This is a genomic window from Achromobacter agilis (genome assembly GCF_900496965.1).
GTDB lineage: Bacteria > Pseudomonadota > Gammaproteobacteria > Burkholderiales > Burkholderiaceae_B > Achromobacter > Achromobacter agilis.
Window position 1 is genome coordinate 13032 of record NZ_UFQB01000009.1, and the last position, 20377, is coordinate 33408.

General features: G+C 62.1%; 18 protein-coding genes. 3 read left to right on the top strand and 15 right to left on the bottom strand.

Annotated features, from left to right (window positions below; translation table 11 throughout):
* Positions 1 to 3 precede the first annotated feature (3 nt).
* Together metC and AGI3411_RS12610 are read right to left on the bottom strand one after the other, a co-directional pair.
* On the bottom strand, positions 4 to 1188 hold the full coding sequence (metC, locus tag AGI3411_RS12605) for a cystathionine beta-lyase (protein WP_129527715.1): 1185 nt from the start codon (positions 1186 to 1188) through the stop codon (positions 4 to 6).
* Positions 1189 to 1190: 2 nt separating this feature from the next.
* Positions 1191 to 1778 carry a cysteine dioxygenase family protein gene (locus AGI3411_RS12610; protein ID WP_129527716.1) on the bottom strand — a complete coding sequence of 196 codons (588 nt, stop codon included), beginning with the start codon at positions 1776 to 1778 and terminating at the stop codon, positions 1191 to 1193.
* A gap of 115 nt (positions 1779 to 1893) precedes the next feature.
* On the opposite strand from AGI3411_RS12610, the gene AGI3411_RS12615 reads away from it, so the two are divergent.
* Positions 1894 to 2769, top strand: coding sequence for a LysR substrate-binding domain-containing protein (locus tag AGI3411_RS12615; protein WP_129527717.1), 876 nt, complete (start codon positions 1894 to 1896; stop codon positions 2767 to 2769).
* Between the two features lie 12 nt (positions 2770 to 2781).
* Here AGI3411_RS12615 and AGI3411_RS12620 read toward each other — a convergent pair whose 3' ends face one another.
* From AGI3411_RS12620 to mnmG, 6 genes are all read right to left on the bottom strand, one after another.
* A complete protein-coding gene (locus AGI3411_RS12620) occupies positions 2782 to 3786 on the bottom strand; it encodes an asparaginase (protein WP_129527718.1) in 1005 nt (334 codons plus the stop codon).
* Positions 3779 to 4699, bottom strand: a complete 921-nt coding sequence (locus tag AGI3411_RS12625; RefSeq protein WP_129527719.1) for a ParB/RepB/Spo0J family partition protein — start codon at positions 4697 to 4699, stop codon at positions 3779 to 3781. Before AGI3411_RS12625 ends, AGI3411_RS12620 begins: the two co-directional genes overlap by 8 nt.
* 43 nt (positions 4700 to 4742) lie before the next feature.
* Positions 4743 to 5567, bottom strand: a complete 825-nt coding sequence (locus AGI3411_RS12630; RefSeq protein WP_129527720.1) for a GNAT family N-acetyltransferase — start codon at positions 5565 to 5567, stop codon at positions 4743 to 4745.
* A gap of 9 nt (positions 5568 to 5576) precedes the next feature.
* Positions 5577 to 6377, bottom strand: a complete 801-nt coding sequence (locus tag AGI3411_RS12635; protein WP_129527721.1) for a ParA family protein — start codon at positions 6375 to 6377, stop codon at positions 5577 to 5579.
* The gene (gene rsmG / locus AGI3411_RS12640; protein ID WP_129527878.1) at positions 6374 to 7030 is read right to left on the bottom strand and encodes a 16S rRNA (guanine(527)-N(7))-methyltransferase RsmG; all 657 of its coding nucleotides are present in this window, start codon (positions 7028 to 7030) and stop codon (positions 6374 to 6376) included. Before rsmG ends, AGI3411_RS12635 begins: the two co-directional genes overlap by 4 nt.
* 134 nt (positions 7031 to 7164) lie before the next feature.
* The gene (mnmG, locus tag AGI3411_RS12645; RefSeq protein WP_129527722.1) at positions 7165 to 9084 is read right to left on the bottom strand and encodes a tRNA uridine-5-carboxymethylaminomethyl(34) synthesis enzyme MnmG; all 1920 of its coding nucleotides are present in this window, start codon (positions 9082 to 9084) and stop codon (positions 7165 to 7167) included.
* A gap of 1924 nt (positions 9085 to 11008) precedes the next feature.
* Between mnmG and AGI3411_RS12650 the strand changes: the two genes are divergently transcribed.
* Positions 11009 to 11839 (top strand): hypothetical protein, encoded by an 831-nt coding sequence (locus tag AGI3411_RS12650; protein ID WP_129527723.1) that lies wholly within the window; start codon positions 11009 to 11011, stop codon positions 11837 to 11839.
* 79 nt (positions 11840 to 11918) lie between these two features.
* Here the strand turns inward: AGI3411_RS12650 and AGI3411_RS12655 are convergent, their stop codons facing one another.
* On the bottom strand, positions 11919 to 12125 hold the full coding sequence (locus AGI3411_RS12655) for a cold-shock protein (RefSeq protein ID WP_006216596.1): 207 nt from the start codon (positions 12123 to 12125) through the stop codon (positions 11919 to 11921).
* A gap of 233 nt (positions 12126 to 12358) precedes the next feature.
* Positions 12359 to 13405, bottom strand: a complete 1047-nt coding sequence (locus tag AGI3411_RS12660; protein ID WP_129527724.1) for an AbrB family transcriptional regulator — start codon at positions 13403 to 13405, stop codon at positions 12359 to 12361.
* Between the two features lie 101 nt (positions 13406 to 13506).
* On the opposite strand from AGI3411_RS12660, the gene AGI3411_RS12665 reads away from it, so the two are divergent.
* Positions 13507 to 14673 carry a pyridoxal phosphate-dependent aminotransferase gene (locus AGI3411_RS12665; RefSeq protein WP_129527725.1) on the top strand — a complete coding sequence of 389 codons (1167 nt, stop codon included), beginning with the start codon at positions 13507 to 13509 and terminating at the stop codon, positions 14671 to 14673.
* A 184-nt stretch (positions 14674 to 14857) separates the two neighbouring features.
* On the opposite strand, the gene AGI3411_RS12670 is transcribed toward AGI3411_RS12665, so the two are convergent.
* The 5 genes from AGI3411_RS12670 to AGI3411_RS12690 form a co-directional block, all read right to left on the bottom strand.
* Positions 14858 to 16384 (bottom strand): tripartite tricarboxylate transporter permease, encoded by a 1527-nt coding sequence (locus AGI3411_RS12670; protein WP_129527726.1) that lies wholly within the window; start codon positions 16382 to 16384, stop codon positions 14858 to 14860.
* A complete protein-coding gene (locus AGI3411_RS12675) occupies positions 16381 to 16818 on the bottom strand; it encodes a tripartite tricarboxylate transporter TctB family protein (protein ID WP_129527727.1) in 438 nt (145 codons plus the stop codon). Before AGI3411_RS12675 ends, AGI3411_RS12670 begins: the two co-directional genes overlap by 4 nt.
* 113 nt (positions 16819 to 16931) lie before the next feature.
* A complete protein-coding gene (locus AGI3411_RS12680; protein ID WP_129527728.1) occupies positions 16932 to 17930 on the bottom strand; it encodes a Bug family tripartite tricarboxylate transporter substrate binding protein in 999 nt (332 codons plus the stop codon).
* Between the two features lie 132 nt (positions 17931 to 18062).
* Positions 18063 to 19520, bottom strand: coding sequence for a sensor histidine kinase (locus AGI3411_RS12685; protein WP_129527729.1), 1458 nt, complete (start codon positions 19518 to 19520; stop codon positions 18063 to 18065).
* Positions 19510 to 20187 (bottom strand): response regulator, encoded by a 678-nt coding sequence (locus AGI3411_RS12690; RefSeq protein WP_129527730.1) that lies wholly within the window; start codon positions 20185 to 20187, stop codon positions 19510 to 19512. Before AGI3411_RS12690 ends, AGI3411_RS12685 begins: the two co-directional genes overlap by 11 nt.
* Positions 20188 to 20377: the final 190 nt, after the last annotated feature.

Genomic DNA, 20377 nt, shown 5'->3' on the forward strand with positions numbered 1-20377 from the left:
GATTCAGAGGGGACGGGAAACAGGGGAAAGCGCGGACAGCGCGTGTTCGAGATCGGCGATGAGGTCTTCGGGATCCTCGAGGCCGATATGCAGGCGCGCCATGACGCCGCGCCGCCCGGTATCGGGCAACGACCGGCTGGTGTCCAGCCGCACGGGGATCACTAGGCTTTCAAAGCCGCCCCACGAGGCGCCGATGCCGAAGAGCCGCAGGCTGTCGATTAGGCGTTCGACATCCGCCTCGCCGAATTCGCCCGAGAACTCCACCGTCAACAGGCCATTGGCGCCGCTGCAGTCGCGCTTCCAGATGGCATGCGAGGGATCGCCGGGCAAGGCCGGGCACAGGACGCGCGCCACTTCCTGGCGGCCCAGGAGCCAATCCGCTACGCGCAGCGCGCTGCGCGCATGCTGCGCCATGCGCAGAGGCAGCGAGCGCATGCCGCGCAGCACCAGGAACGCATCGTCGGCGCCGACTGTCTGGCCCAGGTCGATGGTGGCGCGTTCCAGCGCGCGCCAGGCGCGCGCATTGGTCACGACGGCGCCCATCATCACGTCGGCGTGTCCGCCCAGGTATTTGGTGGCCGCCAGGATGGAGATATCTGCGCCGAGCGTCAGCGGCTTGTAGAGCAGGCCGGACGCCCAGGTGTTATCCACAGCCAGCCAGCAATCATGCCGGCGGGCCCGTTCCGCGAGCCCGGGCAGGTCCGGCATCTCGTAGGTCAGCGACCCGGGCGACTCCGCATAGATCATCCGCGTGTTGGGGCGGATGAGCGCGGCAATGCCCGTGGCATCCGGCCGGTAGTACGTATATTCGATACCCAGCCGCGACAGGTGCTCGGCGCAGAAACGGCGCACGGGCTCGTAGACGGCATCGGTAAGAAGCACGTGGTCGCCCGCCCGCAGGTAGGCGAGCAGCACGGTGGCGATCGCGGCCTGGCCGGTGGGATACAGCTTGGCGCGATGGCCGGCCTCGAGTTCGACCAGCGCGTCTTCGAGCGCGTGCGTGCTGTCGGTGCCGCGCGCGCCATAAGAAGGCAGGCGTTCCTCTTCGCGGCGGGCGCGCGTATCGCGCCAGGCCTGCACGCTGTCGAAGACATAGGTGCTGGCGCGCGTGACGGGGGTATTGACCCAGCCTCGGTGGGGACGCCCGGCGCGCAGCAGGCGCGTCGCGGGCCGAAAGGGCTTGTCCATGGTCAGCGGCGGGTTTGCACGCCGATCGGCATGACCTTGCACGTGCCGGACTCCAGATCGAACGCCAGGCGCTCGGTCAGCGTCTCCAGCGCGCGTCCGTACATATGCAGATGGCGGATGACGCTGTCTCCCTGGATTTCCACAGCGTGGATATCGTCAGGCATCAGGGCGATGCCCGCGCCCGGGCCCACCACGACGGTTCCGGTCTTTTCCAGGCGGCCAACGCCCGGCTTGGAACCATCGTCGACGCGATCGTAGACGTAGTTGTATTCCACGCCCTCAACGGCGGCGATACAGGCCCACGTCGTGTGATTGTGCGGAACGATCTGTTTGCCGGGGCGCATGACGTTCAGGTACAGCGCGTAGCGCTTGTCGGCATCTTCGGCGATCAGGTAGCGCGCCTGGCGCTCGCCGTCCTCCGGCGCGGGATAGCGGTCCGCCGCCCACCAGTCGGTGTGGCCGGCCAGCCCGACCAACTCGTCGAGCACGACCTTCAGGCTGTCTCGGTTCAGCCCCTTATTTCCTACAGTTTTCTTAATATTTCCGATGGCGTCGTCGATGCCAGCCTGATGAGGATGCGGATTGCTCACTTTGGTTTTCCCTGAGTTCAGTCGTTATTGGATTTAATGTATCCCCCCGCCCGACCTCGAACAATTTAAATTGCCTTAATATCCCATTAGCGTTCCTAATACTTTTGAGCCCTCAATGCGCAACCTGGATCTGGACCTGCTCCGTACCCTGACCGCCATCGCCCAGTACGAGACGTTCTCGGAAGCGGCCAATCGGCTCTATAAGACGCAGTCGGCCGTTACACAGCAGATGCAGCGGCTGGAATCCACCATCGGCCAGCCCTTGTTCGAAAAGCAGGGCCGCAACAAGGTGCTGTCGTCGCACGGCCGGCGCCTCGTCGCGTACGCCCGCCATATGCTGGCCATCAACGACGAGGCCCTGCGCGCCCTTCAGGACGGGCCGCTGGAAGGCGACCTGCGGCTGGGCGCGCCGCTGGACGTGGCGGACACCATACTTCCCACGCTGCTCATGCACATCGCGCGCTCCGCGCCACGCGTGAAACTGGAGATCCGCACCGATCGCAGCCCCTTCCTGATGGACGCGCTGCGGGCCGGCGAGATCGATCTCACGATCTCCACCCGCTTCGATCAAGACTTCGAGGGCGTTGCGCTGCGGACATCCCCTACGGTGTGGCTGGCGTCCGCGGACTATGTCCACGACGTGCACGCGCCCGTGCCGCTGGTACTGGCCGACGAACCCAGCATCTTCCGCCGCCTGGCCCTCAATGCGCTGGAACAGGCGCAAGTGCGCTGGCACACCAACTACGTGGCGCCGAATCTGGTGGGGATAAAGGCGGCGCTGCGCGCCCGCCTGGGCGTGACGGCGCGCAGCGTGGAATTGCTGGGGCCGGAGATGCGCGTGCTGGGCGAGAAGGAAGGATTGCCTCCCCTTCCCGACGTGACGTACTTCCTGTGGATAAGGCGTGACCTGATCAATCCGCTGACGCGGCAGGTCTATGACATGCTCAGGGCCAACCTCGGCCTCGCGCAGCAGGGCGACGTGACGGCCTAGCCGCGACGGTGTTCAATAGCGGTCGAACAGGCGCTGCAAGGCCGCCGGATCGCGCGTAACGGACAGGCCGAGCATCAGCAGGATGCGTGCCTTTTGCGGGTTCAGGTCGCGCGCGGCGACAAACCCCATCCCGGCATCGTCCAGCTCGACATCGCGCGCCACGAATCCGCTGCCGGTGCGGCTGGAACGCACGACCGCGACGCCGCTCGCGGCGGCCCGCAGCAGGCCGTCAATGGCCAGGTCGGTTGCGTTGCCGTCCCCGACACCCGCCAGCACGATGCCGTCCGCGGCGCCGGCCAGGAAATCGATCAGGTCGGCCTGCAGATTGGCGTGGGCGTAGACAATGTCCACGCGGGGCCATCCCGCCCTTTCCAGCAATGCGAGTGAAAACTCGCTTTCTGCCGTGTGCGTGGTGGTGTTGCGGGAGTAGAAGAACGGCGCGGCGCCGTGCATGACGCCGGCACGGCCGCGATTGGGCGACGAAAACGCGCACAGGCCCGCGCTGGCGATCTTCTGGATTTCGCGGGCGTAATGCACGTCTTCGTTCATGACAACCAGCGGCCCGCGGCCGCGGGCCTCGGGATGGCGCGCCAGCGCCACGGCGTTATACAGATTGGCCGGCCCCTCGGCGCCCAGCGCGGTGGCGGGGCGCATGGCGCCCACCAACACGATGGGCTTGTCGTGGCGGATGACCAGGCTCAGGAAGTACGCCGTTTCCTCCAGTGTGTCGGTGCCATGCGTGATAACGATACCGGCCACCGACGCGTCCTGGCACAAGGCGTCCACGCGCATGGCCAGCGCGCGCCATACGTCGTGCGTCATGTTCTGGCTGCCGACGTTGGCGATCTGCTCGGCGCGGATGTCGGCAATGCCGGCCAGCTGCGGCACGGCGGCCAGCAGGTCGCCGACTGAAAACGAACCCGCCTTGTAGCCCGCGGAGGTCGCGTTGGCCTGGGCGCCCGCGATCGTGCCGCCCGTCGCCAATACTGCGATGACAGGCAGCGCGCGATCAGGCATCCACCACTCCGGAGAGGCCTTGGCGTTCCAACAGAGAATTCAGGTGTTCCCAACCGTGGAAGTCGATGACGATCTGGCCCTTTTCCTTGGCGCCCACCTTGAGCGCGACGCGCGTGCCGAGATGATCGGACAAGGCCTCTTCCAGACGGGTCAGGTCGCGCGACGCGCCGTTGGCCTTTTTCTTGGGCGAGGCGGATGCATCGGCGTCCTTGGCGGTCTTGGTGACCAGCTTTTCGGCTTCGCGCACCGACAGGCGACGCGCGATGATCAGGTTGGCAAGCTGGATCTGCGTGGCAGCGTCCACCGCCAGCAGCGCGCGCGCATGGCCCATGTCTACGTCGCCGGCCAGCAGCATGGTCTGCACCGGCGCGGCCAGGTTGAGAAGGCGCAGCAGGTTGCTGGTGGCGGAGCGCGAACGGCCGATCGCTTGCGCGGCCTGCTCGTGCGTAAGGCCGAATTCGTCCAGCAGCCGGCGCACGCCCTGCGCCTCTTCCAGGGGGTTCAGGTCTTCCCGCTGGATGTTTTCGATCAGCGCCATGACGGCCGCGTTCTCGTCGGCCACTTCACGCACTAGCACCGGCACTTCTTTCAGGCCGGCGATCTGGGCGGCGCGGAAACGGCGCTCGCCCGCGATGATTTCGTAGTGGCCGGGAGCGGCCTCGCCCAATGCGCGCACAAGAATGGGTTGCATGATGCCTTGCGTGCGGATCGATTCGGCCAGCTCGCCCAATGCGCCCTCGTCCATGCGCGTGCGCGGCTGGTATTTGCCGGCGCGCATCTTCGATACGGGCAAGGTGGACGGCGGACCCTCGGGCTTGGCCACGGCCTTGCCGATATTTTCGATGGCGGGCGCGTCTGCTCCGAGCAAGGCGTCCAGTCCGCGACCCAATCCCTTGGGTTTCTTGGTGGCCATAGTTAAATCCTCTTTCCTTCTGTTTTTGTATCTCGAGCTGGGCTCAGGCGTCCGCGTGCTCGGCGGGCAAGCGGTACCAATACGCGTAACAGTCTTTGAAACCGTAGCGGCCGTACAAGGCGCGCGCGGCTGAATTTTCCGGCTCAACCTGCAAATAGGCTGTCGTGGCGCCGCCGGTAGCGCCCTCTGCCAATAAATGTTCCACCAGGGCGCCGGCGTAGCCTTTGCGCCGCTGCCCCGGATCGGTGACGATGTCGAACAGGCCCAGCAGGTCGCCGTCCCGGACACCCAGGCCCGCGGCGACGCGTCTTCCCGCGGCGTCCGTCGCCAGCACCGGCAGGATATCCACAGCCAGTCCTTGGAGACGCTTGCGGTGTTCATCGACGTGCTCGGGCAATGAGCCGCGCATCTCTCCTACCACCGCCGCGAAGCGATCGGCATCGACCGAAAGAAATAGCAGGTCGCCCCTGACGCTGGGCCTGGGGACGAGCGGCATGCACATGACTCGGGTCTCGTCGGTGAAGGTATAACCGCGGGACTCCAACTCGGCGTCGAGGGAAAAATCGGGGCCGATGGAGGTAAGGCGCAACACCATGGGCAAGCCATGGCGCGCATACAACGAAGAACAATACGCCAGCCGCTCGTCCAACGTACGTGTGGATAACCCCAGCACATTCACGCTGCGGACGCGTTTGACAGGCGAATGCGCAAAACGCACCAGCCAGCCATCATAAAGCACCTGCGCGCCGACCGCCGTCGCATTCAACGCGGCCTCTTCCAGACGCACGCGCAGGCTGTCGCGCACGTCGACGGACGGCGTACGCGTGGCGGTTGTCTGCATCGGAGCAAAGAGCGCGGTGGCGTGCATGGATACGGCTTACTTCAGATCCTTCTTTACGCGCTCGATCATTTCGGCACCAAATGAAATGTAGGCCTGCGCGCCGCGTGACGCGCGGTCGTAGATCACACCGGGCATGCCGTAACTGGGTGCTTCGGCCAGGCGCACATTGCGCGGCACGACGGTCTTGAAGACCTTGTCGCCGAAGTGCGCTTCGAGCTGGGCAGACACTTGCTGTTGCAGTGTCATGCGTGGATCGAACATCACGCGCAGCAGGCCGATGACGCGCAGGTCGTCGTTGATGTTGCGATGCACGCGCTTGATGGTATTGACCAGATCGGACAGGCCTTCCAGCGCGAAGTACTCGCACTGCATCGGAATGATGACGCCATGGGCGGCGGCCAGCCCGTTGAGAGTCAGCAGGGACAGCGTGGGCGGGCAGTCGATCAGGACGAAGTCGTACTGACCCGTAACGGTATCGATTGCGGCCTTCAGCTGGCGCTCGCGCTGTTCCATCTGCACCAGGTCGATCTCGGCGCCGGAGAGTTCCCGGTTGGCAGGCAGCACGTCGTAGCCGCCGGATTCGGATCGCACGCGGGCCTGCTCGATGCCGGCTTCGCCGATCAACACCTGATACAGGTTCGACTCGAGTGAGTTCTTGTCGATGCCGCTGCCCATCGTGGCGTTGCCTTGAGGGTCCAGGTCCACCAGCAGCACGCGTTGGTTGTGCGTCGCAAGGCCCGCCGCCAAATTGATGGCGGTCGTCGTCTTGCCCACTCCGCCCTTCTGGTTGGCAATGCAGAATACGCGGGCGGTTGTGCTGGGGGGTATGTTCTTCATAGGGTTCCTTGACTACGGCGCATCCAGATCAGGCAGCGTTCCGCTTGCAGCTCCGGCACGTTCAGCGGCTGAATATGGTCGACTTGCCATTCCCCACGCGCATGCAGCGCCTGGATCTCATCCTCGGGGAGCTTGCCCTTCATGGCGACGAGGGTACCATCGTTGCGCACGTGACGACCTGCGAGTTGAGCAAAATCGTCCAAGGACGCGAAGGCCCGCGAGGTCACAATGTTGCACTCGGCCGGGGCCAGCGTTTCGATGCGCGCGTGTTGCGCCTGCAGGTTGGGTAAAGCCAGGACTCCGCTCATCTGGCGCACGAATGCGGTCTTCTTTTCAACCGCGTCCACGCAGGTCACGGACCAATTGGGCCTCATGATCGCCAGAACAACGCCAGGCAGGCCTCCGCCCGATCCGACGTCGTAGACCTTGGCCGCAGCGCCGGACGCGCCCAGCGCCTCGCTGAAGGGCCCTACGGCGGCCAGGCTATCGAAGAGATGCTGGACCAGCATCTGTTGCGGATCGCGAATCGCCGTGAGGTTGTAGGTGCGGTTCCAGCGCTGCATCTGGGACAGATATTCCAGCAGCTTTGCCATGGCGCCCGCGTCGGCGTCCAGCTCCAATTGCTCGCATGCGCGAGCAAGGCGGCTGGCCATATCGGCGCCGGTCTGATCGGTGCGGCCTTCGTGCTGCGCACTGCGGTATTCGCCCTTGGGGCGGCCCGGCGGGCTGATGGGATCGCCTTCGTGCTGCGCACTGCGGTATTCGCCCTTGGGGCGGCCCGGCGGGCTCATGCCGCTTGCTTGCGCGAGCCGTAATGCAGGCGCTTCAAGTGGATGAGGAGCAGCGAGATGGCAGCGGGTGTGACGCCGGAAATCCGGGCGGCCTGGCCGATGGTCTCAGGACGATGCGTCTTGAGTTTCTGACGCACTTCGAACGACAGGCTGGTCACCGCCTCGTAGTCGACGTCTACAGGGATCGGCTGCTGTTCGTGCGCAATGTGCTTCTGCACTTCGTCCTGCTGGCGGGCGATATAGCCGGCGTACTTGACCTGGATCTCAACCTGCTCGGCGAGCACCTCATCGTCCGCCACGCCGGGACCGGCAAGCAGCGTGCCGTCCGTATTGCGGGCCGCCATCAGCGCTTCATAGGAAACGTTCGGCCGTTTCAGGAGATCTGCTAGTGAGTACTCACGTTCAATCGCCTTGCCCAGCAGAGGTTCCGCCACTTCCGCAGGCAGCACCCGCGGGTTCACCCACGAAGATTTCAGGCGTTCGACCTCGGCAGCCACCGCGTCGCGCTTGCGGTTGAAAGTATCCCAGCGCACATCGTCGACGATGCCCAGCTGGCGGCCAATTTCAGTCAAGCGCAGGTCGGCATTGTCTTCGCGCAGGCTCAGGCGGTATTCGGCCCGCGAAGTGAACATGCGATAGGGTTCGGTCACGCCGCGCGTGACCAGGTCGTCCACCAGCACGCCCAAATAGGCTTCGTCGCGTCGCGGCGTCCATTGCTCGCGGTCCAGCGACAGAAGCGCCGCGTTGGTGCCCGCCAGCAAACCTTGGGCCGCTGCCTCTTCGTAGCCCGTTGTGCCATTGATCTGGCCGGCAAAAAACAGGCCCTCTATCGCTTTGGTTTCGAGCGTGCTCTTCAATCCACGTGGATCGAAGTAATCGTATTCGATGGCATAGCCGGGGCGCAGAATGTGCGCATTCTCGAGACCGGGCAGGGAATGGATCAGATCCAGCTGCACATCGAACGGCAGGCTGGTCGACACACCATTCGGATAGACCTCGTGCGTATCCAGGCCTTCCGGTTCGAGGAAGACCTGGTGCGACTCCTTGTCCGCGAAGCGGTGAATCTTGTCTTCAATCGACGGGCAATACCGCGGGCCCACGCCTTCTATCACGCCGCTGTACATCGGCGAACGGTCCAGGCCGCCGCGGATGATGTCGTGCGTACGGGAATTGGTGTGGGTGATCCAGCAAGGCAGTTGCTGAGGATGCATCCCGACATTGCCCAGATAGGAAAACACGGGGATGGGATTCAGATCGCCCGGCTGCTCCTCCAGCACGCTGTAGTTGATGGAACGGCCATCAATACGCGGAGGCGTGCCGGTCTTCAGGCGCCCTTGCGGAAGCTTGAGCTCTTTCAGGCGCTGGCCCAGGGAGATTGCGGGAGGATCCCCTGCCCGGCCGCCCGAGTAATTCTGCAGGCCCACGTGGATCAGGCCGTTCAAGAAGGTACCGGCGGTGAGCACCACGGTCTTGGCCCGGAACTTCAGGCCAATCTGGGTAACGGCACCCACGACACGGTCGCCCTCTACCATCAGATCCTCGACGGCCTGCTGGAACAGCCAGAGGTTTGGCTGGTTCTCCAGGCGGCCACGGATGGCTTTACGGTACAGCACGCGATCGGCCTGGGCACGGGTCGCGCGCACCGCCGGCCCCTTGGACCCATTCAGGATGCGGAACTGAATCCCCGCTTCGTCGGTAGCCAAAGCCATCGCGCCGCCCAGGGCGTCGACTTCTTTGACGAGATGGCCTTTGCCGATCCCACCAATGGAGGGATTGCAAGACATTTGACCTAGGGTTTCGATGTTGTGCGTGAGCAGCAGCGTCTGGGCGCCAGTGCGGGCAGCTGCCAATGCCGCTTCAGTGCCGGCGTGGCCGCCACCGACAACGATGACATCGAATGCGCGGGGATAGTCCATGATGGGGAGGTAAGAGAGCGTTCGGTGTTCATTATAGAGGCAGGCATTGCATGTTTCACGTGAAACATGTTTCGGTGCAGCAAAGGAGCCCCCCGAGTGTCTTGCGGCGTAGGCAAATGGCAACGGCGTACGTCGGATTCCGCACAATATGTCGGCATTTGCCGGTGTTTCCCTGGGATGTTCCACGTGAAACAACGGCACCGGCATGGCCTCCACGCCATCGACTGCGCTGTCAGTATGTGAAGCCGCCAGCCTATCGCGGTTGACGCGTTGATCCGATTGGCCCAGCAACCGCCGACGTTGGCCAACAGTCTGTTCCACCTGAAATGTTGGCCTTCGAAACTGACCACCCGCGCGCGATCCGGCAATGCGTGGATTGTCTATCGGAGTCCGATACGAGCCTCCACCGGCCTATAACGGGCTCGCACCGATACTCTTCTCACGCCCCATCATCCCCAAGGATGGGGGTAGTGTTTCACGTGGAACATCTACCACGCGCTTATCGACCGTGCACTCGAAGCAAGGATAAGCACTCTCCTGCAGTATCTTTGGCGCTTGCGTGCGAACACATGACGCCAGGTAGGCCTAGTATCTACTCGCGCGGCATAGAGACATGGCTCGATCAGTGTTCCACGTGAAACATCGGTAGGCCTGCGTACTGTTACGCGGGTAGGCTATGCAGGTTGGCCTTTACCCCGCCGATGGAATTGCTACGTGCTCCATTCATAGTCAAAACCGTAGAAAGCGTCCGCACGAGCCAACCGAGCAGACCTGGACGTGATCATTCAATGGATGTTTCACGTGGAACATCGGAAAGGATGTATGCCTCTCCACCTCGAGCCGCTGGCAACTTGTCCCTAGAACACTACGCCCATGACACTTAATGGCTACGGAGTTCAGACCAGATTATTCAAAATTAATTGTCGCGGCGTGTTCTGATGATTGAAGGTTTGGCAGTTCGACCCGCGGATGTTCCACGTGGAACACCCTTTTGCGCAAGAAATCGTGTCACTCAGAAGTGCAATTCACGTGAAATTTCTGCTTGGAGCCAGAGTCAGCACGGTGCTCCCTAAAAAATGCATGCCTATGTTTCACGTGAAACAGCGGATCTGAATAAGTAGGATCCGCGCAAGCATGTCAGACCCAGTGCAAATAGATAAAAGAAACTGCCTAATCGCTGCTCCCTTCTGTGCAAGAAATACGAAAAAAAACTGACATTTTTCCCCCTACCCTACCCCTACCCCTAAACAAACCACTTTTTCTCAGTTTCACGTGAAACATGAACAGACCCAACGGTCGACCAGAAGCGCGAACAAGGTATTCTGAGGAGCCGGCAAAGTCGCATCGAAGAATCTGGACGACGACCGATATCTCGACGATGGGCCTGGCCGAGACATCCAACCGTTCGCAACAGCTTGTCGATGAAGCCCATCATCGGAGAAATTCACTGCCCGCTGAACTTCTTAGCCGAAACCATGCCACTGCGGAACCCATCATCCAGTCGCGTGGCTACCTGCAGATTCTCCGAGAGGTTGGCCTATGCTCTCCGAATCCTGGCCATCAAGTTCATAACAGAGTTATCAACAAACCCTTTATGCCCTGCGTTGCCTGAAAGGCGTTTCACGTGGAACAACTCTGGGGATAAGTCGGCAGGGCAGATCCAAATCCGGCAGGCCAGACGACGAAAGCTGCCGCACCTGTAAACAACCCAGATCCATGAAAATGCACAAATGCGCAACGCCTTCCCTATGGGGCGCGCTGTGCACACATTCAAGAAAGGAAGAAATGGTTTGCCAGAAATGGCTGCTTGGACTGCGCGCTTAAAGCACGAATCACCGTGGAAAACTTTGTGGATAAGATGAAGTGAGCGGCCAACATGTCTCAAGATCCGGGGTAGGCCGCGAGGGACAGCAGGGAACCTGGCGTGTCTTCCAAGGTCAAAATCGCCAACCATGCGATTTGTCTGACTTATCCCCAGCGTTATCAGATGTGGTATTTATCCTGCGGACTTGCCGAGTTCGTGGATCCCGCCCCGTCGCACGATTCGTTGACCAAGCAAGCATCTTGCGCTTCCCGCCAATGCCGCACCATCATCCATTTGGCTGAGATCCAGGTTATCCTCAGCGCGCTGTGGAAAACCCGTAGAACAGCACCCGCGTCGAAGCCAGGTTCTCATGCGTCACCCAGCCGCGCTCGGCCGGCCTGCGCCGCTTCGCTTGACTGGCGGTGGCGACCGCCAATCTTTCCTCGCTCCGCCCCGGCGTTATCCGAAAGTCTGAATCGGCCTTCCTATCCCCATTTCTATCCACAGGCGCAGGCCTCGAATATGGAGGCCGAAAGGCGTAATTCTGTGCATAACCGGGATGGGGATATCTTTGTGAACAACCGTCCCCGGTTGGCCCAAAATCGAAGCGATACCGATTGGGAAGATAAGGCTGCCCTGCCCTGGGCTTACCGCAGATTCCAGCCAAAATCGTGCCAAACACATGTATTTGCTAGGGAAATATCGTGTTTTCCCTTCGGCATGACCGAGGCCGCACTGGTTCAACGACGAACCATGGCGCGCGGAAATCGATTCAAGAAAATAGGGATAACTGTGCAAAACCCAGGGCAAGATAACCCGCTTGCTTCATTACTGAGCACCAAAAGCCTCATGCCCAAAAATAATTATCCACAAACTTATCCACGGGTCGAGGATATGTTAGTAAACACTAACAATCCGCGCATGCGGAGAGAAAATCAGGGCCGCAAATGAAACAACGCCCCAGACCCGAAGGTCTTGGGGCGTTGTAGCCAGGTCGAACCTGGCGGACGGGAAATTGGGATTTCCCGATTTAGAGCGGGCGAATTTCGGCCGCTTGAGGTCCTTTCGGACCATCCTTAACTTCGAATTCGACTTCCTGGCCTTCGTTCAGGCTGCGATAGCCGCGGCCCTGGATGGCAGAAAAGTGTGCGAAAACATCGGTACCACCGACGTCCGGCGTAATGAAACCGTAACCCTTGTCAGCGTTGAACCACTTAACTTTGCCCTTCTGAGCCATTTTTTCTAGCGTCCTGTAATTAACTCGAAATGCAATGAATCAAGGACGCCGTGAGAACTGAACGACCGGTAGCGATACCTGCGTTGCTGCTGCGTTCCCGCTTGCTGCCAAGCTGCAGAACGAGTCCGCGCGCTGCTTGAATCAACTGCCTGACCAGCATACTCACCACGCATTACAGACTCATATAGTTGTTTTCCCCAATGTCGTATTTTTCAGACTTGAACACGTCTGATTCACGCAGATTCCGCCTGCCGCGCGGCCAGGACGGCATAGAGCGGCCCGGTAACAATCACGACGAATACCATCCGAGTTACATGGAATGCCGTCACCACCGGCACGCCCAGCTGCAACACTTTGGCGGTAATGGCCATCTCGGCAATGCCCCCCGGCGTGGTGCCCAGGATCAAGGTGGGAATAGGCGCGGCAGACCACCACGATAGCAACGCGCCCAAACCGAATGCCAGCGCCAGGGCGGTAATCGTGAAGGCCGCAACCGCCGCAATGAAACGCGGCGCCGCCCGGAAAAAATCCGGCCGGTAACGGTCGCCCAACGACCAACCGATAAACAACTGCCCCACCTTCGGCACATAGTCCGGCAGAGCCGACAACTCGATACCGGAGGCCGTCAGCATCATGGCGACAAGCATCGGGCCCAGCACCCAGGGATTTGGCAGCCGCAGCTTCATGAAGGCCGTTCCGCCGATGCAGGTCAGGGCAATCAGCAGCGCCAATCCGGCACCGTGAACCTCGCGCGGGCCCGGAATGGTGGGATCCAGCCCCGCAACGCCCCACCACTGAAAAATGAACGGCACCGTGACGACGACAAGCAGCACCCGCACACTGTGCGCCGTCGCCACCCGGTCTATGCGCGCGCCGTGGCGTTCCGCGAGGCTGGCCATCTCGCTTGCGCCGCCGATCGCCGACGCGAACCACGCCGTCTTGAAATCCACGTCGGTGTAACGGCGCAGGATCGCCGTGCCCATGAAAGCCAGCGCCAGCGCGAACAGCATGCCGACGATGATGGGCCCCGCGTTGCTGCCGATGTGTCCGATCACCTGGGGTGTGAAATAGAGGCCCAGCGACGTTCCGATTACCCACTGCCCGCCATTGCGCGCCGGCCTGGGGCAAGCCGTGCCCAGGCCTCCGATGCGCGTCGCGGCCGTCAGCAGCAGCGCGCCAAGCATCCATGGCAGGGGAATATGCGCCCGCACCGCCAGCAACGCTCCGATCAGCGCAATCGCAAAACCACCCAGCACCCTCCACCCTATATTCCGCACCACGTCCCCTTCCGCGCCCTAAGCTCACGAGAAAACCGAATTATGAGTTAGTGGGATACTTACGAAAACTCTCTTTGCTAGCAGCGTCCACTTCTCCGTTCACCATGATCCGATCCAAACTTCCCGACGTTGGCACCACCATCTTTACCGTGATGAGCCGCCTGGCCATCGAACACAAGGCGATCAACCTGGGCCAGGGGTTTCCCGATTTCGATCCGGATCCTGCCCTGTGCGAGCTGGTCTCCAAGGCCATGGCCGACGGCCATAACCAGTATCCCTACATGCCCGGCGTCGCGCCCCTGCGCGAAGCCATCGCCGCCAAGACGCGCGAACTCTACGGCCATGCCTACGACCCCGAAACCGAAATCACGGTTACCAGCGGCGCCACGGAAGCGTTGATGGCCACCGTGCTGGCGGCCGTGGGCAGCGGGGACGAAGTCGTCGTCATCGAACCTTGCTACGACTCCTACCTGCCCGCGATCCGGCTGGCGGGCGGCACGGCGGTGCCGGTGCCGCTGCGGGCGCCCATCGAAGACGACCCGTACTACCGCATCGACTGGCAGCGCGTGCGCGACGCCATCACGTCGAAAACGCGTCTCCTGATGCTGAACTTCCCGCACAACCCCACTGGCGCGGTGCTCGACGACAGCGACCTGGATGCCCTGGAAGCCATCGTGCGCGACACCGGCGTCCTGCTGGTCTCCGACGAGGTCTATGAGCACATCGTGTTCGACGGCAAACCGCATGCCAGCATCGCGCGCCGCCCCCTGCTGGCCGAGCACGCCTTCGTGATTTCTTCCTTCGGCAAGACCTATCACACTACCGGCTGGAAGATCGGCTATTGCTGCGCCCCGCGCCAGCTCAGCGCCGAGCTGCGCAAAGTGCACCAATTCATGGTCTTCACCGTGCCCTCGCCCATGCAGTTCGCGCTGGCCGAATTCATGCGCGATCCCAAGCCCTACCTGGATCTTCCGGCCTTCTACCAGGCCAAGCGCGACCGCTTGGCGCGGGGTCTGGAGAAGACCCGGTTCCGCCCGCTGCCCAGCCCCGGAACGTTCTTCCTGCTGGCCGACTACAGCCACATTTCCAAGCAGAACGAGGCCGATTTCGCGCGCGATCTCACCGTGAAAAACGGCGTCACCGTGATACCCGTATCGGCGTTCTACCGCCAGCCCGACGCGCCCGAATCGAACCACCGCATCGTGCGATTCTGTTTCGCCAAAAAGGATGCCACGCTGGACGCCGCATTGGAACGCCTGGCGCAAGTCTGATCCATTCAGAATTGCGTTTCACCCCCTGAAAACAGCATCATTTCTTCAAATATCGAGTAAAAGCTCATATTTAAATTCTGCTGCTTTCAAGCTATAAAAAAGGGGCGCCGCGAGGCGCCCCATGCAATTTCCGGTGACGATCCGGCGCGTCTGCGGGCTCTCCAGCGGACGCGCCGGCATCCCATCAAACCGGATCGGCGGCAACCTTTCTCGCGGCCCGTGCCCGGCGCATGATCTGCGGCACGATCACGACGGCGGCCGCGCCTGCCCACAAGGCGATCGCGACAGGGCTGGCGAACAGCACGCTCACGTCTCCGTCCGTAATCGACAAGGCGCGGCGCAGATTTTGCTCCATCATGTCGCCCAACACCACGCCCAACACCAGCGGCGCCATCGGCACACCGAACTTGCGCAGGAAGTAGCCCAGCGTCCCGATACCGGCGACCAGCAGCAGATCGAAGGTACCCGCGTTGATCGCGTACACGCCGATGTAGCTGATGCAGAGAATGCCAGGCACCATCAGCCAGCCCGGTACCGACAGCACCTTCGAAAACAGGCGCACGAGCGGCACGTTCATGATGAACAGCAGAACGTTGGCGACGAACAGCGAAGCGATCAATCCCCACACCAGGTCGGGCTTGGATTCGAACAGGACAGGGCCCGGCGTGATGTTGTAGAGGGTCAGCGCGCCCATCATTACCGCGGTGGTGCCCGAACCGGGCACGCCCAAGGTCAGCATGGGAACGAAAGAGCCGATGGCCGACGCAGTCGCGGCGGCTTCAGGCGCCACCAGGCCGCGCATATCGCCCTTGCCGAACTTCGCCTCCGGGTCTTTGGCTTCGATGATGCGCTTCTCTTGCGAGTAGGCTACGGCCGCGGCGACGCTGGCTCCCGCCCCCGGCAGCACGCCGACGCCGAAACCGACGAACGCGCTACGCACGACGCTCCACCAGGTGAATATCAGCTCTTTCAGGTTGAAGATCTTGCGGCCACTGGGCTTGACCTCGACGCTGTGGCCCGCCATCACTTTTTCGAGCATTTCCAGCATCTCGCTGACCGCGAACAACGCGATCACGACGACGACGAAATCGATGCCGTCGGCCAGGTGCACCGACTCGAAGGTATAGCGGTAGACGCCCGAATTCGCATCCACGCCCACGACCGAAATCGACAGCCCGATCATCGCGGCGAGCACGCCCTTCACAGGCTGCTTGCCCAGCAAGCTGGTCAGGCAGCAGAACGCGAAAATCATCAGCACGAAGTACTCGGCGGGGCCGAATGCGAGCGCCCATTTCGCCAGGAGCGGCGCCAGCAGGATGATGCCAACCACCGACACGATGGCGCCGAAGAACGCCGACCAGGCAGACAGCGACAAGGCGACGTTGGCCAGGCCCTGGCGCGCCAGCGGATAGCCGTCCAGCGTCGTCATGATGGCGCTGGCCTCGCCGGGCACGTTCAGCAGGATGGAGGTGATGCGGCCGCCGTACTCGGCGCCCACATACACCGCCGCCAGCAGGATCAGCGCCGTCTCGGGCGGCAGGTTCATGGCGAAGGCGATCGGAATCAGCATCGCCACGCCGTTGATGGGACCCAGCCCCGGCAACACGCCCACCATGGTTCCGAAGAAGGAGCCGATGGCGGCCACCAGGAGGTTCGTCAGCGAAAAGGCGACGCCGAAGCCAATGGTCAAATGATCGAGAATGGCGCTCATATCAGGCTCCCCAGCAGTCCGCCCGGCAGGACGACGTCCAGCACTTTGTCGAACAGCACGAAAAAGAAAAGGCTCATGACGACGCCGCCGATGGCGCATTTGATCCAGCCGCCCCCGAACAGGCGTCCGACAAATACCGTCATCAACGACGTGGCGATCACGAAGCCCAGCCACTGGAACAGGAAGGCATAGGCGGCGGCAAACACCACCATCAGCGCAATGCGGCCGTTGGCGCCCGGAGGATTCGCCTCGACCGCATGGCCGCCCTTGTAGACGAGCCACAGGCCGCACAACCCGATGATCAGCGCCAGCAGCAGGGGGAAGGCGCGCGGGCCCACCGGTTCATAGGCGAATGGGGCTTCGATTCCCCATCCCGCCGCGGTCATGAAGACAGAAAGCGCCAACGCCGCCAGCCCCAATATTCGATCGTTCATGATCACTTTTCCGTTGTAGTCGCATCGCGCGGCGCAGCGTCCCCCGCCGCCGCGGAAAAAACCGCGGCGGGAGAGCCCTGTCGGGCGCAATCCTGGGAGAAAAGGCCTGGCGCTTACTTCTTGACCAGACCGAAGGAATCAGCCAGTTCGCCGTACCGTTTGACCTGATCCTTCACGTACGCGTCCAGTTCGGGACCGGTCTTGTTGAACGGAAACAGGCCCTGCTGTTCGCGCAGCTTGCCAAACTCGGGGGAGTTGCTTGCCTTCTCGAAGGCGTTGATCCAGAACTGGTAGTCGCTGTCGGACACCTTGGGACCCACGTAGAAGCCGCGGATGATCGGCCACACGATGTCGTAGCCCTGCTCCTTGGCCGTGGGCACGGTGCCCAGCTTGCCCGGCAGGCGCTGATCGTTGAACACGGCCAGCACGCGGATCGGAGCGCCGCCCTCGAGCATGGTGAACGCTTCGGCCGCGTCGCCCATGTAGGCCTGGATATGGCCGCCGCGCAGCGCCGTCACGGCCTCGCCGCCGCCTTCAAAGGCAACGAAGCGCATTTTCTTGAAATCCACGCCGGCCGCCTTGGCGGTCAGCGCGGCCTTCATCCAGTCCTGGCTGCCCACGGTACCGCCTGCGCCCAGCACGATCTTGGTCGGATCCTGCTTGAAGGCTTCCATCAGGCCTTTCAGGTCGGTGTACGGGGAATCGTTGCGAACCACCGCAACACCGTAGTCCGTGCCGATAGCGGCCAGCCAGCGCACATCGTTGACGTTGTACTTGCCGAACTTGCCCTGGGCGAGGTTCAGCAGCGAACCGCCCGAAAACGCCACGATGGTGCCCGGCTCGTTGGGATGCTGGGCCACGATGTTGTTGTAGGCCACGGCGCCGATGCCGCCAGGCATGTAGACGATGCGCATGGCGGTCTTGAGCGCGCCGCTTTGCTTCAGGCCTTCCGTGGCCAGGCGGCAGGTCAGGTCGAAACCCCCGCCGGGCTGGGCCGGCGCGATGCATTCCGGGCGGCGGGGCTCTTCGGCTGCCTGGGCGGCGCCCAGGGACAGGGTAATCGCGCCAAGCGCCGCAACGGCGGCCAGGCGCAGCTTCAGACTCGTCTGCATTCTTGCGTCTCCGAGATTTATAGGTCTAGGTATGGCTGGAAGCCCCGCCCTGACGGTTTTCCGCAATGGCTGCCCCAGTGGACGCAACCGTACAAAATCGAAGCTTTCCAATACCTTTCAAAAGCTGTCGTTTTAATGACGCATCGCAGCATCCGGCGTTGATTCGAGGGTAAACACCAAGGCAGCCCTCAAGCCGGGCAACGGCGCCCGGTTTTCCAGGACGAGGCGCGCGCCCAGGATTTCGGCAATGGTGCCCACAATGGCCAGCCCCAGGCCGGCGCCAGGCTTGTTCTTGCCGGCCGCTCCCCGGCGGAAGCGGACGCAAGCGCGGGCGATGTCTTCCGCGGACATGCCCGGGCCGCTGTCCTCGACAACCAGCCGGGCCTGCCCGGCATCGGCCTGGATCCGCACGGTGACCTCCCCTGTGGGCGAGGTGTAGCGGATGGCGTTGTCCACCAGGTTGCTGACCGCCTCGCGCAGCAGCCAGTCGGCCCCCTGTACGACCACCGGCCGCTGTTCGGCCTCCAGGCCGATGTCCAGCTGGCGGACCCGGGCCGTGGGAAGCAGAGTCCGGATGACGCCATCGGCCAGGTCGACCAGGTCGACGGATTCAGGGACGAAACCGCCTTCGGCCAGGGAAGCGTCCTTAGCGCGCGCCAGAGCGAGCATTTGGTTGGTGGTACGTACGGCCCTGTCCAGGCCCTCCTGCATCGCCAGAAGGGCTGTACGGACCTCCTGGGGGTCTGTTTCTCGCAGGGCATAGGCCGTCTGGGTACGCAAAACGGACAGCGGCGTGCGCAATTGGTGCGAGGCGTCGTCCAAGAACTGGCTCTGGACCCTCGCCTGAGCCGCAAAACGGGCCATGTGGAGGTTTACGGCCGCAACCAGGGGTAGGACCTCCCCTGGCATGTCGGACGCGCTGACGGGGCTTAAATCGTCTGCAGACCGCCCTTCCACTTCCTGCCGTAATCGGACCAGGGGCCGCAAGGCCATGAAAACGCCCAGGATGATCAGCAGGACGCTGATGAGGATCACGGCCAGGTCCCGCTCCACGGAGCGCACCAGGACCTGGTGGAGGAACGCCTGGCGGGTATCCAGGCCTTCCGCGACCTGCACAATAACTCGTCCCCCTTTGTTTGCGTACAGGGGGGGATCCATGGGGCGCGCGAGCGCCGCGACGCGGACCGGGGTTCCCTGGTAGGTCGCATAGAAAAAACGCGGCTCGCCGGAAACCAGCGGTTCCGCGGGCATGGGCAGGTCGGGATGGCCGATTTCCGCCAGCCCATCTTCGGTCGCGACCCGGTAGAACACGCTGCCATTGGCTGTCAGCTCGAAAAATTCCAGCATCAGGTACGGCTGCTCCATGGCTAATCCACCGCTGGCTGTGGATATGTTGTGGTCGATGGCGCGCAGCGCTCCGGAAAGCGAACGGTCATAGGCAATGTCGACTTGGTTCCGCAACTGGTGGTTGGACAGCCAGAGCGCGCCCATCATCACGAAAACCAGCGTCGGAATCAGCCACCAGAGCAACTGGGTCTTCAGGGTCCGGTTCCGTTTTTGCCCGGTTTTTTTCGCACTTCTAGTTGTCAACAGCGTTCTCCAGGCAGTAGCCCATGCCCCGCATGGTCACAATCTGCACGCCGGTATCTGCCAATTTTTTGCGCAAGCGGTGTACCAGGACCTCGATCGCCTCCAGGTTGATGTCCGCGTCGTCCGTAAGGATGCGGTCCAGGATCTGCTGCTTGTTGATGGGTTCGCCGCTTTTCTGGATCAGCACCCGAAGTACGGAATGTTCACGTGGGGATAACTGCAGGGGCTGTCCGTTGACCGTGAATTTTTGCGCAGCAGTTTCGAAAACCAGGTTTCCCAGGGTAAGCCGCGGATGTTCGCGTCCACGGCTGCGCCGGATCAGCGCAATCAACCGTGCTTCCAACTCTTCCACAACGAACGGTTTCGGCAGGAAATCGTCAGCGCCCTGGTGAAGGGTCCCGATTTTTTCGGCCAGCGAATCGCGCGCGGTCAAGACCAGCACCGGCGTACGGTCGTCCCGCGCGCGGATCTTCGCCAGCAAGGTATGGCCATCCATGCCGGGAAGTCCGAGATCCAGGATGACGGCATCGAATTCTTCGATCGCCAACCGCCGTTCTGCAACCAGCCCGTCATCAGCCCATTCGACAACGAAGCCGGCATGCCTGGCGAGGCTTCTGGAAAGCCAGCGGGCAAGTTCGGCTTCGTCTTCTATCAGAAGGATGCGCATGGACGGAGTCCGGGGGGGGATGGCTGGGCGGAATGGGAAAACATGTTTGGCTTTTCCTTTATTTCTCTTTATATAAAGACTAATGATTAATAAGGGCTGTGGATAACTACCTTAACCTTGAAAACCTCTTTTTTTTCATGAGCTTGGAGCCGTTTTTGCCTGTGCAAGAACTCTGTGTGGGAAAAAAGTT